General features: G+C 69.4%; 9 protein-coding genes. 1 reads left to right on the top strand and 8 read right to left on the bottom strand.

Annotation, left to right across the window (positions count from 1 at the left end; translation table 11 throughout):
- Positions 1–53: 53 nt before the first annotated feature.
- The 7 genes from AC1DYD_RS05120 to AC1DYD_RS05090 form a co-directional block, all read right to left on the bottom strand.
- The gene (locus AC1DYD_RS05120; RefSeq protein WP_478171655.1) at positions 54–1,280 is read right to left on the bottom strand and encodes a catalase family protein; all 1,227 of its coding nucleotides are present in this window, start codon (positions 1,278–1,280) and stop codon (positions 54–56) included.
- Positions 1,277–2,773: a Dyp-type peroxidase gene (locus AC1DYD_RS05115; protein WP_478171654.1), complete on the bottom strand. Its 1,497-nt coding sequence runs from the start codon at positions 2,771–2,773 to the stop codon at positions 1,277–1,279. The genes AC1DYD_RS05120 and AC1DYD_RS05115 overlap by 4 nt, the downstream gene beginning before the upstream one ends.
- Before the next feature lie 61 nt (positions 2,774–2,834).
- Complete coding sequence (locus AC1DYD_RS05110) at positions 2,835–4,166, bottom strand: hypothetical protein (RefSeq protein ID WP_478171653.1); 1,332 nt, start codon at positions 4,164–4,166, stop codon at positions 2,835–2,837.
- Positions 4,167–4,170: 4 nt separating this feature from the next.
- Complete coding sequence (locus AC1DYD_RS05105; RefSeq protein WP_478171652.1) at positions 4,171–4,602, bottom strand: hypothetical protein; 432 nt, start codon at positions 4,600–4,602, stop codon at positions 4,171–4,173.
- A gap of 61 nt (positions 4,603–4,663) precedes the next feature.
- On the bottom strand, positions 4,664–6,535 hold the full coding sequence (locus AC1DYD_RS05100; protein ID WP_478171651.1) for a GMC family oxidoreductase: 1,872 nt from the start codon (positions 6,533–6,535) through the stop codon (positions 4,664–4,666).
- Positions 6,536–6,555: 20 nt separating this feature from the next.
- Positions 6,556–9,081: a hypothetical protein gene (locus AC1DYD_RS05095; RefSeq protein ID WP_478171650.1), complete on the bottom strand. Its 2,526-nt coding sequence runs from the start codon at positions 9,079–9,081 to the stop codon at positions 6,556–6,558.
- A gap of 77 nt (positions 9,082–9,158) precedes the next feature.
- Positions 9,159–10,793: an MFS transporter gene (locus AC1DYD_RS05090; RefSeq protein WP_478171649.1), complete on the bottom strand. Its 1,635-nt coding sequence runs from the start codon at positions 10,791–10,793 to the stop codon at positions 9,159–9,161.
- Between the two features lie 217 nt (positions 10,794–11,010).
- On the opposite strand from AC1DYD_RS05090, the gene AC1DYD_RS05085 reads away from it, so the two are divergent.
- Positions 11,011–12,459 (top strand): alpha/beta hydrolase, encoded by a 1,449-nt coding sequence (locus AC1DYD_RS05085; protein ID WP_478171648.1) that lies wholly within the window; start codon positions 11,011–11,013, stop codon positions 12,457–12,459.
- Between the two features lie 364 nt (positions 12,460–12,823).
- Here the strand turns inward: AC1DYD_RS05085 and AC1DYD_RS05080 are convergent, their stop codons facing one another.
- Positions 12,824–14,539 carry a hypothetical protein gene (locus AC1DYD_RS05080; RefSeq protein ID WP_478171647.1) on the bottom strand — a complete coding sequence of 572 codons (1,716 nt, stop codon included), beginning with the start codon at positions 14,537–14,539 and terminating at the stop codon, positions 12,824–12,826.
- Between the last annotated feature and the right edge of the window lie 65 nt (positions 14,540–14,604).

Here is a 14,604-nt window from a genome sequence, read left to right as displayed (position 1 = left end):
GGGAACGCGCGGACTCGCAAGCGGGGACAAGAAAAGGACGGTCGCTCTCGCAGCTACTCGAACACCTCGTCCCCCGTCGGCTCGAAGTGCGGCACCGCGTTCATCGTGTGCCGCAGCTTCGCCAGCTCCCAGTACATCCGCTTGCGCGCCCGGCTCTGGTTGCCGAGCGGCCGGTGCTCGGCGATCGTGTGCCACGGGTTGTAGGACAGCCGCTTGGCGAATTCCATCTGCGCCGGCGAATCGAAGCGCTGCCGTGGCAGCCGCAGGGTCGCCACCGTGATGCGCGGCGAGCGTTCCTCGGGCCACAGCACGCCGGCGTTCTCGATCGGCATCAGGTGCGGGTCGGTCTGCATCTGCAGCCGGATGTCGAACTCGACATCGTCGTTGGCCAGCGCCGACACCATCGCCTGCCGCAGGTAGTCGTCGGGCGGGCGCAGCGGCAGGCGCGGGATCGGCGTGCGCTTCGTCGTCTTCGGCCAGACCGAGTACTGCATCGCCTGGCCCTCCCCCATCAGGTAGGGCACGCAGCTGAAGTACGGCGCCTCGAAAGGGCTGCTCTGGGTCTTGATGAAGAGCGACTGCATCACGAGGTCGAGCACGTGCGAATCGTGCAGGTTCACGAAGTAGAAGATCTGCGCGTTCTTCACGCTCTCGCGCTGCAGCGCCGCATTGCACTTGGCGTCGGGCGTGACGAAGGTCGGCGTCGAGACCGCGAACATGTCGAGCGTGTGCTGCTCGTCCTCCATCAGCTTCGGCCCCGGCACGCCCATCAGCTTGATGCTGATGCTCATGAAGCCGACATCGTCGATGTCCGGCGTGATGTAGGGCCCGGGCCCCGAGAACCGGACCCAGCAGCGAAAGGTCTGCGGCGTGGCGTAGATGCCGCGCTTCATGTGCGCGGGGATGTCCTCGTGCACCGTGAACTCCCCGCGCACGATGCCCTGGGTCTTGGTGTTGCCGCCGCGCTCGAAGCCGCCGGGCTTCCAGAGGTCGGTCATCTGGCGCGTGAAGCTCTTGACGATTGAGTCGGTGAAGCTCTCCTCGTCGGGCAAGAGCCGTTCCTCGGCGATCGCCAGCCCTTCGTCGCTGCGCCGGCTGTTGATCAGCGCGGTCGTGAAGCGGGCCAGCGGATCGCGCAGGAAGGCATCGAAGGCCGGCCGCAGCAAGGGATCGAAGCGGCGCTCCAGCCGGATCAGCACCATGCCCGTGTCGCTCACGACATTGCGCCAGACGGAGCCGGTGTTGGCCCTCGGCGTCGGGCGGCTGGCATTCGAGTTCATGGCTGCACCTTCGACAGGTAGCGCAAGGCCCGCAGGCCGGGCAGGAAGAAGTAGGCGCCGCCGCGCACCGTCACGAACTGCGGCAGGCCGCAGACGCGGCGATCGGAGCCGGAGTCGAGCGGGATCGAGAAGCCATCGGTCGCCGTGCCGTCGTCGCGCGGCAGGTGGGTGGCCGTCAGCGGGTCGCTTTCGTCGGGCAGGCCCTCGAAGCGCAGGCCCGCGAGCCAGGCCGACTGCACGAACTCGAACTGGCGCGCGATGTTGGCGCCCAGGCAGACGAAGTGCAGGCCGGTGGCGTCGACGCTGTTCAGGGCTGCCGACGACAGGGCCTGTTCGATCGACACCCCGGCGCCATATTCGCGGCCGCGCCGCAGCAGCCGGTGGAAACGGGTCGACGAGACCTTGTCGGCCGCCAGCGCCGGGGCGTCGAAGCCGAGCGTCCGCCGAGCCCAGGAAACGAGGCCCGGAGGGCCCGGCGGCAAGTCGGCGTTGCGCGGATTGCTGCGCCGGATGTGAGCCCCGATCGGGCAGCGCAGGCCCTCGCCGTCGCGGGCGTAGGTGAAGCTGTTGCGCGGGTCATCCTCGCCAGGGATGCGCTCGCCGGTATCGCCGATCAGCGGCTCGCCTTCCATCGTCCGCCCCACCATCGTCTCGGCCAGCTGCTTTCGAAGCACGGGATCGCCCTCGACCTGGGCGTCCATGAAGCGCCAGAAGCCGGCGACGTCCTGCTGCAGCTGGCGCAGCACGAGGTAACTGCCGTTGCGGCCCAGGTCGGCCTTGTCCGGTGCATCCTCGGCCCGCGCCAGGATCGCCTCCGGGTCGCGATGGGTATCGAGCAAGGGCCGATCGGTGTAGCCGCCGTATTCGTTCGGGTAGCCGAGCAGGTATTCGCCCAGGCACGAGACATTGCTGTAGTCAGCGCGCTCCTCGTCGCGCACCGGTCGCTGGCGCTGCCAGTCGATGGCCGGCTCCGAGATGCCGTCGACGAATCCGAAGGGCTCGACGCCGTCCATGTCGGAGGTATCGAGGCAGGCGATCAGCTCGAAGCCAAGTTCGCACTGGGACAGCACGCTGCGCTGCCAGTCCTCGAGGCCGCCCGGCACCGCGTAGAGCATCAGCAGCGCGTGCGGCAGCTGCTCCGGCGTCCCGCCCCATTGCCATGAAGCGGGGTCGTTCGGTCCGAGGTCGCCGAGGCGCCGGGCGCGGCTGGCATCGCTCGCCATGCCGACGATGAATTCATGCGAGAAGCCCTCGACGATGTCCTGCCGAACGCCCAGCGCCTGCAGGCCGGTGCTGGTGAAGGCGATCTGCAGCGCGGTGGCCGGTGGCGGCTGCTGCAGCTTCGCGCTGCTGACCGGCGCCTGCGCCATCCAGGCGCGTGCGGCCACCGGATCGGTCACGCGCAACAGCAGGAAGCAGGCCTGGGTCAGGCGCTTGTAGCCGAAGCGCACCAGCCCCTGGATGTCGTCGAACTCGACCGCTTGCGGGCTCACAAGGCAACCTCCGTGCTTCGCACTGCGGTGCGAGCTTGCTTGGGGCGGCCCGGCGCGGCGCTCATAGCAGCCTCAGCCAGGCCAGTGCCTGGTCGTCGGTCATCGTGTGCATCTCGAAACCTTCGCGGATGCGCCGATTGCGCTCGAGGTCGGTCAGTGTCAGGCCCGGATAGGCCTTGTACCAGACCTGGGTCGGGAGCTGGTGCCGGCGCTGGTAGTACTTGAAGCGCAGCTCGTGCCGCGCCCCGCCCTTCAGCAGCCAGTCGGTGCGCGGCCAGCCGAAGCCGTTGCTGAAGATCAGGTTCAGGCCCCAGGCCGCCTTGTTGATGAAGTCGTCCATGTAGCTCTCGTGGCTGCCGTCGTAGTTGCTGGCGAACAGCACGCGCGACTTGCCGTCGAGGAACACCCAGCGCGCGAAGTGGATGGTCTGCACCCGCGCCAGGTGGCCGTGCCCGAAGACATGGCGGCAGGCGTAGTCGATCGCGTACAGGATGAACTGCGTGAGCCAGCGCCGGAACAGCCCGGGCTTGACCGCACCGAGCGCCGTGAAGCTGTTGGTGAGGTCATGGTCCTCCAGTCCCTGCATCTCGACAACCGCGGCGCGGTCCGGCCGCGGGCAGAACTCGGGGTCGGTCTTTTCGTGGCGGCGCAGTTGCCAGACCAGGTACGCGGCCGTCAGGAGCAGCAGCGGCAGCAGGAGCGGAAGCTGCAGCACCAGCAGCACGAGCACCAGGAGTGCGAACAGCGGCGCGATCGCATGCAGGAAGTTGCGCAGCAGCCAGCCCGAGGGCGTGCGCTCGGGCGAGCTCAGCAGCAGCCGCCCCTCGAGCTGCTCGGCCTGCACGAAGGCCAGCAGCCGGTGCCGCAACGCCTGCGGGTCTTCCGCCTCGCCCGCGATGTCGCGCGGCACCTGCGAGGCCAGCGCACGCTGCAGCGCACTGTCCTCGCGGACCTGCCGCACGGTGCGGCCGATGCGGTTGACGTAGCCCGCGGCCGCCGACACCGAATGCGACTTGAGCCACGCGAGCAGGTTGCCGTCGGCGTCGAAACCCTCGCAGTGCGCGAAGATGCGTCGCAGGCCGTCGTCCGCAACCTGCGCGAACTCGGCCAGCTGGGTGCTGGCCGGACCATCGCATTCGCCGAGGAAGCTGATGTACAGCGGCGGCACGCGGGGCCGCGGCAGGTCGAAGGCCTCGAGGTCGCCGAGCGTGCCGTCGGTGAGCAGCGCGAAACGCGCGAAGTGCAGTCGCTCGAAACGGCCGAACGGAATCAGCGCGTTGCCGGGGTCGGCCATGCCGGGCTTCAGGTTCATGGTGTCCAGCAGCTTGCGCAGGCTGGACTCGCGGCCATCGGTGACCGCTGCGATCACCATGAAATGGGACTGGGGCGTCACCGCATCAGAACTTGAGGCAGAAGTCGATCAGCCGCTCCTTGCTCCAATAGACTTTGCCGAGGTACAAGCCGGGCCCGATGAGCCGGATCTCGTCCCGGATCCACTGCGCCACGATGGAGGTGTCGGAATAGTCGAGCACGATGCACGGCTTGCCGTCGAGCCAGCTCTCGCCCAGGTAGACCCTGGCGACGATGGCCTGCACGCCGAGGATGCTGACCTTGTTCTTCAACAGGCCCTTCTGGGCATCGAACACCTTCCCCTGCCAGCCGAAGAAATTGATGATCCTCGCGATCGACTCGGTATAGCGGGTGCCGGGCGAGATGATCGCGGTGCCCTCGGCCTCGCCGTTCGGAATCTCTCCCGGCGGGCTGGCGCGGAACAGGTCGTCGAGTTGCTGCTGCGACATGTCGAGCAGTTGCTGCACGTCATAGGCCATGTGCTCACTCCTGCGGGGAAGCCCCGTCGTTCACAAAGTTTCAGTCCTTCGGCGGGCTTCGTCAATTTGCCGAAAGAGGTGTGCGCCGCGCCTCGTCCAGCAAGGCATCGGCCGCCTTCTCCGCGATCATGTAGATCGCCGCGGCGACGAAGAAGCCCGGGATCCGCGGGAACACCGAGGCATCCACGACGCGCAGCCGCTGCACGCCATGCACCTTGAAGGCGCGGTCGAGCACGCCGCCCTCGCCGGCGGCGCCGATCGCGCAGGAGCACGAGGCATGGTGCCCCCACGCGGTGTTGCGCACATAGTCGGCCAGGCCTTCGTCGCTTTCGACCGACGCGCCGGGTGCCAGCTCCTCGGCGATCCATCCGCTCTTCAGCAGCGGCGCGCTCATGCGGCGCACGAAGCGGATCGCCTCCACCACGGCCTTCAGGTCCTCGCCGGCGTGATCGCTGCCTTCCTCGAAATAGTGGAAGTTCACCAGCGGCGTGTCGCGCGGATCGGCCGAACGCAGGCGCACGGTGCCGGCGCGATTGCGCGTATGGGCCTTGAGCACGGCCCAGGTCAACTGGTCGGGCTGGTCGCGGATCCACTTCGAGAAGCCGCTGAAGTAGCCTTCGAAGCGCGCCAGCAGCGCCATGCAGAAGAGATCGGGCTCCTCCTCCTGGACCGACGCGGCACGCGAGCGCTGGACCACGCCGAGCGCGGCGCCGTTGGACGCATACATGCCGCTGCGGCTGCGCTGCCACTGGCGCCACAGCGGGTCGCCGCGATCGAAGCGTGCGCCCTGCAGCACCCCCCACGGTGCCGGCATGCGGTGCGTGACGGCGATCTCGTAGCGATCCTGCAGGTTGCGGCCGACACCCGGCAGGTCGACCCGCACGGGAATGCCGTGCGCCTGCAGCTCGGGAGCCGGCCCGATGCCCGACAGCATCAGCAGTTGCGGCGTGTTGAAGGCGCCGCCGCACAGGACCACCTCGCGCCGGGCGCGCACTTCGCGCCGGGTGCCGGCGTCCTCGTTCGGCGCCGCATGGGCGCGGTAGAGCCGCGCGCCCTTCAGGTACTCGACGCCGCAGGCCTCGCCATCGGCATCGAAGAGCACCCGCGTGGCGAGCGCATCGAGTTCGATGTGCAGCCGGTCGGGACAGCGCGCCGCGACCTCCAGCAGCCGCTCGCGCACGCCGCTGCGGCGGTGGCCGGAGGTTGCGAGCGGCGTGTAGCAGATCCCTTCGAAGCTGCCGGGCCGCGAGCGCCGGGAATTCGGATCGCCCAGGCCGCCGCGCAACCAGCGCAGCGCGCTGCGCAGCGGGGTCGGCAGGCTGCGGGTGAAGCTGCTCGCGGTCTCGCGCAGCACCCGCAGCAGGCCGTCGTCGCCGAGCACCGACAGCGGGATCGACTTCTCGGTCCGCAGCCAGCCGCTCCAGCCATGGCCGGTCGGGTCCAGCCCGACATGCCGCAGCGCGCGCCAGACCGGCCGGTGCCGGCAGTCCTCGACGCGCTGCGCGTAGCGGCGCATGGCGGTCGCGCGCCACGAGGGGTCGCCGGTGAGCCGGGCGATGCGATTCCAGTCCGAGGCGTGCGGCAGCATGAAGATCATCGCGTTGTGCGAGGTGCAGCCGCCGAGGCCGGCGGCGCGCGGATAGAGCACGCCCTGCCCCGCCCGGTGCTTCCAGTCCCTGGCCTGCTGCGCCTCGTCGGCGTAGTGGCGCACGCGGAAGTCCCAGCGCAGCGCCGGGTTCTCGCAGGCGAAGGCATGGAAGGCCGGCACGTCGTAGTCGTCTGGCAGGCGGGCATCGCCGCTGCGCGGATCGCCGCCGGCATCGAGCAGGAAGACCCGCATGCCGGCCTCGGCCAGGCGGGCCGCCAGGGTGCCGCCGCCCGCTCCCGAACCGACGATCACGTAGTCCCAGTCACTCGCGTCGGCTCCGGGCATGCGTGGCGTTTCGATGGGGCTCAGAAGGTCTTCAGGAAGGCGATCAGCGCCCGCTTGTCGTCGTCGCTCAGTTCGGGCTCGCGGCCGAAAGCCTTTTCGTCGGCGCTCAAGCCCTCCTGCCGGTTGAACTCGGCGGTGCCGAAATAGTGGCCGCGGTTGATCACGAAATCGCGGCACTTGCTGAGTTCGAGCATCGGCTCGCGCAGCGCCGCGAAGTGCTTGCGCAGTTCTTCGTCGCTGGCACCGGCGGGCGCGCTTGCGAGCGCCAGCTTGAGCTTGACCAGCAGTTCGCCGACGTCCTTCACATGCGAGGCCTTGTCGCCCAGGTCGTTGCTTTCGGCGCGCAGCTTGAGATTGGCCAGCAGGTTCACCGGCACGCCCTCGGGGATCGGGCCGAGGACGATGTCGCCGTCCTTCTGCACCAGCCAGGGCAGCCAGCGGTGCAAGGCGCCCTGGAGCGGCCGCAGCGCCTCGGGCACGTAGCCGGCCGGGATCGTCACGACGCTGCGTTCAGTGGTGCGGTCGATGGTGCCGCCGACCTTGGCACCCAGCACCGCATCGGGCTTGCGCCTGTCGGGCCACAGCATCTGCTCGATCGCCTCGTCGAAGACCTTCATGCGGCCTGCGACCGAGGGGTCGCCGTTGGCATCGCCGACGGTGTTGTTGAGCAGGAAAGGCGCGGTCGACCAGACGCTGATCAGCGACGGCACGCGCGTATAGCCGCGCCCGCCCGCCGGCATCGCGTAAGGCCTGGGCTCGCCCGTGAACGGATCGCTCAAGGTCACGGTGCCGACCGAGGGCAGGCTCTTGTAGGTCTGCGACGAGAAGTTGTCCCAGATGTTGCCCTCCAGCGCATTGGTCGCCAGCGGGCTGCAGGCATTGGTGCGCAGCAAGGTGACGGGGATCCGCGTCTCGGTCGACAGGTAGTTGTTCTTGAGGAAGTCCGGCGCCTGCACGATCTTGCGCATCTGCGCCTTGTAGTCCTCGGTCTGGGTCCAGCCCCAGTAGCGCTTGAAGCAATCGACATAGCCCGGGCCCGCGCAGCGCGCCGGATTCAGCTCGAGCGAGGCCGGCAGCGGCGGCGCCTTGCTCGAATGGCAGCGCGCACAGGTGTTGGCGAAGGCCAGCTTGCCGCGCTGCAGCGTGGCGGCGTCCGCGCCCAGGTAGGTGTCGCCGCCGGGTGCGTCCTTCAGGCGGTCGGGCTGGGCAGCCTTGAGGAAGAACAGCGCGGTGTTCGGCGTCCCGGCTTCGGTCGCCTGCCAGTAGCTCGAGTTCTTCTGCGCCGAGGCGATCCTGATCGGCGTGATGGTCTTGCCGCCGATCACCGGATTGAAATGCAGCAGCCATTCCTCGCTGAACAGGCCGATGTTGAGGTAGACGCGGTTCAGCGCGCCCAGCAGTCCGACCGAATCGGCGCCGTCCTTGAGCACGTGCGGCGTGTAGACCACCGAATCGGCCTTCGAGAAGAACTCGGTCAGCGGCCCGCTGGCGATGAAGTCGTTGAACTGCTTGTTGTCGAGCTCGCCGCCCGCCAGCTTCTCGCGGCCGATGCGCCGCGCCATCTCCATTCGCGACGGAAAGTCGTAGACCGCGTTCATGGTGCGCGGATTGTTGATGCCGTCGGTCGAGACCAGCGAGGTGTCCATTGCGCCCGGCCGGTAGGTGTGGGCCAGCTGGTACATGTAGTTGGTCCGCCCCTCGGCCTTGTTGGCATTGAAGATGAAGAGCCGGTCGACCCACATGTACTGTGCGCCCACCGAGGAACTCAGGTTCTCGAACTTCGGATTGTTCGGATCGGCCGGCGGCTTCACCGGGCTGGGGCCGAGGTGGCAGAAGCCGCAGGACATGCCGACCCGGTAGGGGCGCACCAGGTCCTGGCGGTTGTAGTAGCTCGGATCGGTGTAGTACTTCTCGGCATCCCAGGCCTTGGCGGCCTTCTCGTCGAAGGCCGGATTCGGAAACAGGCGCAGCCCCGCGATGCCGGTGGCCCAGCCGTAGAAGGAGCCCACCGACTGCGTCGTGCCGTCGCCCAGCGGCTTGCCGCGCGAGCCGGTCGCGACGCCCGGGTACTTGCTCTCGTTCTCGAAGGGATCGGGCGCGCAGTCCTTGCTGCGGACGTCGAGCCAGAGGCCGCGGCGCGCCTTGTCGGGCCCCGCGGCGTTGCCGAAGCAGGGTTCGTTGACCAGGCCGAAGTACTGCCAGCGATTGGTCCGCGAATAGCCCAGGCTGGGGTGCGAGCTGATCACCTTCAGCAGGTCGAAGGCACCGAAGGTGTAGTCGGTCATCTGGGTCCAGAAGCGGTCGTTGCCGCCGCTCCAGACCAGCCACATGTTGCGGCCCTTGACTTCCTCGGGACTCAGCGCGATGCCGTTGTCCATGTCGTGGAAGTAGTCCTCGCCGGCGTGCGGGAACGAGGCCGCGTCGCGGCCGGCGATCTTCGCCTCGTCCTGCACCTCGCCGGGCTGCGGGCCCTTCGAGCAGGCCGCAAGCAGCACGCCGACGAGCAGCGGCAGCCATCGAGCGCCGCGGCGGATACCCTGATTCATTGCCATTCCTCCTGCGGCCAGCGCTTGGGTGAACGGGCCTTTCGAGAGCGCAGTGTGGAGGGGGCTCCAGGCATTGCCTATCGGCCATGCGACGTATGGCTATCGCTCGCCCCGGGTTGGGCTTTCTGCGTGTCGCCCGTACGCGCACCGCCGATGAGCAGCCAGGCGCTCAGCGCACTCAGCAGCGCGAGGGCGGCGCACAGGCCCATCACCCAGCGGAAGCCGGACACGAAGGCGGCATGGACCGTGTGCCTGAGCGCCGCGGCGGCGCTTGCATCGGCGCCCGGCGGCAGCGCGGCGCCGGCCAACTGGCTGCGCTGGGCCTGCATGAAGGCCACGGCCTCGGGCGAGGCGCCGATGTCGCGCAGGCCGGCTCCCAGGCGGGCGTCGAAGGCCCAGGCCATGACGAGGCCGAAGACCGCGATCGCCAGCACCGCGGCGGCGCGCGAGACCGCGTTGTTGACGCCCGAGGCGATGCCCGCGAGATCCGGGCCGACGGCGTTCATCACGGTGGTGGTGAGCGGCGCGACGGTCACCGTCATGCCGAATCCGAGCACCACCACCGCCGGGAAGAAGGAGGTCCAGTAGCCGGCGCCGACGCCCGGCAGCGCGAACAGCGCGAAGCCCAGGGCCGCGATGCCGGGCCCGACCACCAGCGGCAGGCGCGGACCGAAGCGGTCGACCAGTTGTCCGGCCCAGGCCGACAGCGCGAACATGATCAGAATGAACGGCAGCAGCGCCGCACCGGCCACGGTGGCCGAGTAGCCCTGCACCTGGATCAGGTTGAGCGGAAAGAAGTAGAGGCCGCCCCCGAGCGCCGCATAGAGCAGCAGCGTGAGCAGGTTGGCGCCGCCGAAATTGCCGATCCGCAGCAGCGACAGGGGCAGCATCGGCGAGCGAACCCGCAGCTCGACGGCGACGAAGGCCACGCTCGCCGCCATGCCGCCGAGCAACGCAGCCCGCACGGCGGTGGCATCCCAGCCCTGGGTCGGCGACTCGATGAACGCATAGACGATGCCGCCGAGCGCGAGCGTCGCCAGCGCCGCGCCCCGGAGATCGAGCCGCTCGCCGGCTGCCGCGCCGCCGCGGCTCTCGGGCACGTGGCGCCAGACGATCCACAGCACCACGGCGGCCATCGGCAGGTTGACCAGGAAGGCCCAGATCCACGAGTAGCGATCGACCAGGAAGCCGCCCAGCACCGGCCCGAACGCGGCCGTGATGCCGCTCGCGCCCGACCAGGTGCCGATCGCCCGGCCGCGCTCCTTCTCGGGATAGGAGGCGCTGATGAGCGCCAGGCTGCCGGGCACCAGCAAGGCGCCGCCGACGCCCTGCATTGCACGCGCCGCGATCAGCTGCTGCACCGTGCCTGCCAGCGCGCAGCCCACCGAGGCCAGCGCGAACAACGCCACCCCGAGCGCGAAGATCCTGCGGCGGCCGAAATGGTCGCCGAGCGAGCCGCCGACCAGCAGCAGCGCAGCCAGGAACAGGGCATAGGACTCGACCACCCATTGCGCCTGGAACGCGCTCGCACGCAGGTCGGCCTGGATCGCCGGCAGCGCGACATTGACCACGGTGCCGTCGATGAAGGCCATGCTCGAGCCGACGATGGCCGCGGCGAGCACCCAGGGCCTGGAGGCCGGCGGGCAATCGGCCGCCTCGCAGCCGTAGCGGATCAGGCTGTCGTCCCCGGGTGGTTTGCCGATCTGAGGCATGCGGCAGTATGCGGCCCCATGCGGTGGCGGACAATCACCGGCGCATGACACGCTGCGACGCCCTGGCCACCGAGGTCGCCGAATCGGCTCGCGGGCGGCGTCGGCCGGGGGCCCGGGGCCGAGCGCCGGCCACGGGTCCGCCTCGAGCCTCGTGATAGATTGCGCGCCGGGAAGTCTCCCGGGCCGGCGTGCTCGAAAAGAACGGAAAAGGATCGGAATGGGACCCTGGCTGACCAGGATGCTGAAGCGCATCGTGCTGCTGCTGGGCATCGTTTTCGTCACCCTGCTCGCGGTGCGCACCTACGATGTGCAGCGCGGTCCGCCGCTCGAACCCTGGCACACGCACGTGCCGCGCGAATTGTCCGGCGACGAGATCCGGAAGGCCGACTGGCCGGCCTGGCTGGCGGCCGAGAACGCGGCCTTCGACGAGGTCCGGCAACAGGTCAGCGAGAAGCTGCCGCCCGAGCTGAAGACGCCCTCCAACCGCTATTTCGACGGCAGCCCGATCTACCCGGGCCACTTCCGCCAGGACTGGAACCGCTCCTACGTCCTCGATCCGCAAGGTCCGCCGAAGGGTGCGGTGGTGCTGCTGCACGGCCTGACCGATTCCCCCTACAGCCTGCGCCACGTGGCCACGCTGTACCGCGACCGCGGCTTCGTGGTCGTGGCCATCCGGATGCCGGGCCACGGCACGGTGCCCGCGGGGCTGACCCATGTGCAGTGGGAAGACTGGTCCGCCGCGACCCGGCTCGCGGTGCGCGAAGCCCGCCGCCGCGTGCCGGCGCCGCTGCCGCTGCACGTCGTCGGCTTCTCCAACGGCGGTGCCTTGGCGACCAAGTACGCGCTCGATGCCATCGACGACCCGAAGCTCGCGCGGCCCGACCGGTTGATCCTGATCGCACCGATGATCGGCATCACCGAGTTGTCGCGCTTCGCCGGAGTGTTCGGCTGGCCGGCGATCTTCCCGGCTTTTGCCAAGGCGGCCTGGCTCGGCATCGTGCCCGAGTTCAATCCCTTCAAGTACAACTCGTTCCCGGTCAACGGCGCCCGCCAGTCCTCGCTGCTGACGCGCGACCTGCAGGCCCATGTGGCGCGCGAGGAGCGCGACGGCCGGCTCGACCAGCTGCCGCCGATCCTGACGTTCCAGTCGCTGATCGACTTCACGGTCAGCACCCGTGCCATCGTCACCGGCCTCTATGCGCGGCTGCCGGCCAACGGCAGCGAACTGGTGCTGTTCGACCTCAACCGCAGCGTCAAGTTCGGACCGCTGCTGCGCTCCGGCAGCGACCTGCGGCCCGACCGGGTGTTGCCGCCGGCCCCGCGGCGCTTCCGCACGACGCTGGTCACCAATGCCGACATCCACAGCCGGGAGGTCGTCGAACAAGTGACCGAGGCCGGAGCGACCACGGTCCAGACGCGGCCGATCGGGCTCGAGTTCCCGCTCGAGGTGTTCTCGCTCTCGCACCTGGCCCTGCCCTTCCCGATCAGCGACCCGTTGTACGGCATCCGGCCCGACGACAGCGACGACTTCGGCGTCAACCTCGGCGCCCTGGCCGTGCGCGGCGAGCGCGGCGGCCTGATCGTCAGCCTGGATTCGCTGACCCGGCTGTCCTCGAACCCGTTCTACGAGTTCATGGCCGAGCGCATTGGGGCTGTGATCAAGTGACTCGCCCCCAGGTCGGGCTCACTGCGTGTAGCCCGCCCACCCCCTGCCGGGGGCAACACCAGCGGCCCGGCGAAGCCGGTTCCGCGGTGGCACTGTTGCTCGCCCCCAGGTTGGGCTCACTTCGTGTAGCCCGCCCACCCCCTACCGGGGGCAACACCAGCGGCCCGGCGAAGCCGGTTCCGCGGTGTTTCACCAACGGGCGTGGCTGCGCCGGCCAAAGCATTCGGCGCTGTGGATTTTCTACGGCTGCGCGCAGCGCGCCTGTTCGTGGGCAGTCGCGGAACCGGCTTCGCCGGGCCGCTGACTGCGCCCCCGGTAGGGGGTGGGCGCCCGGACACGAAGTGCCGGGCAACCTGGGGGCGAGCTATGCATGCATCCAGAACGCGCTCTCCGCGAATTCCTCGCCATTCCACCAGCCGGCCTTGCCGGTGCCGCGGCTGAAGTTGCGCGCACCGGCCTGGCTCTGCAGTGGCGCGACGACGTCGCCCGCGGCATTGCGGCGTGCGCTCGTGGTGCCGGTCTCCGGCACCACGGCCACGATGTGGCCCGAGCGGCCGTCTTCCTTGCGCCGCGCGACGATCAGACCGATGGCGCCCTGGTTGGCGGCCTGCTGCAATTCAGTCACGGTGGCGCTGCGGCGCCAGCCGAAACCCTGGCCGAAGTCGCGCAGCCAGCGGAACAGGTCGTTGGCGCGCATCTCGGTGATCGTATGGCCGATCAGTGGCGCCACCTGCGTCCCGCCCGCCAGCGAAAGAATGGCCGGCGTGGTCCACCAGACACGCGGCAGGTAGACGCCCGCGAGGTGGCAGTAATCGTGGCTGTAGATGTTGCAGAAGGTCAGACCCGCGCGAGGCTGGTAGCGCTTGTGCGCCGGATTCTCGACCGCCAGCCATTCGACGATGGCGCCGAGTTCGCCGCGCAGCGCCTCGGCACTGCGGCCCTGCCGGCCCGGCTGCTTTGCTTCGTTCAGCGAATGGGCGTTGGCCAGCTCGCGGCGCCGGGTCACGCTGCCGGGTGCCCGCGGCATGCCCACGGCCGGCGGCGTGAAGGCTGCCGTCAACGCCGTCGCCCGGGCGCTCTTGGCCGCTGCTGCGCGCCCGGGCACGGGTGCCGGCGCCAGGAACTTCATCGACGCGAAGCCGCGCAGCAGCGCACCGGACAGCGCCGTCTCGACCTCCATGAAGCCTTTGACCGCGGTGCCCGTCACGGCGCGCACCGTGTGCCCGCTCGGCAGGTTCGCGACCACGTTGGCCTGCGGCGGCGCGCTGATGACCGGCGCGCTGCGCAGGCGCAGCATGCCGTCGGTCGTGGTCACCACCATCGCCTGGCCCCGGGCGCTCGGCGGCGCGGGCGGTGGAACGATGGCAACGCCCGGCGGGACATCGACCGCCGGCGCCGAGTCGCCGGCCAGCGCGACGCTGCGCGAGAGCTGGATGAAGTCGAACAGCAGCTCGCCATAGAAGCTGGTGCCGTTGAAGTAACCCTGCTTGAGGCCCTTGGCCGGCTTGAAGCCGCCGGTGTTGTAGGCGATGCCCACCGCGGCGAGTTCGAGGTCGCCGAGCGAGGAGCGGTTCTGAAAACCCAGCTTCCGAAGCGCATGGAGCAGCTCGTCCAGGCATTGGCCCAGCGTCTGCTCGAACTGCTCGTAACGCCGCTCGAGAAAGTAGTCCGGGTCGGACACGAAGAACTGCAGGTCGCGCTGAAACATGCCGTAGCCATGGCAGAACTTGTCGGGCCGCGCCGCCACCGCCGTGTAGCCCGGCACCTGCGCCGCCATGTCGACCAGCGCCTGGTGCGCGATCGCGAACATCCGGTCGCCGTTCGGCCGCGCCAGCAGCTCTGCCTTGGTGGTCGGGAAGGCCCGGCGTCCCTTGTCCGCGTCGAGCGTGTCGCCGACGCAGAGCGCGAGGATTCGCGCCGTCGGCAGGTTCTTGCGGCGCAGCAGTGGCCAGATGTGGCCGGTCTCCTGGCAGGCGATGGCGGCGATCATGTCCACCGTCATCGGGGTGCCGGCCAGCAGCGGAACGATCCGCGGCTGGAACTCGGTCTTGAACCACAGGATGTCCGAACGATCAGGCATGGGCCCCCCTTGCGCTGCGCAGGGCCCGACGATAGGAGCCCGCCCCGCGGCCGGCAATCGGCCGT

The organism is Variovorax sp. P4_B11, from assembly GCF_056402355.1.
Note: the sequence above shows the minus strand (reverse complement) of the source record. Positions and strands in the feature narration are given on the sequence as shown.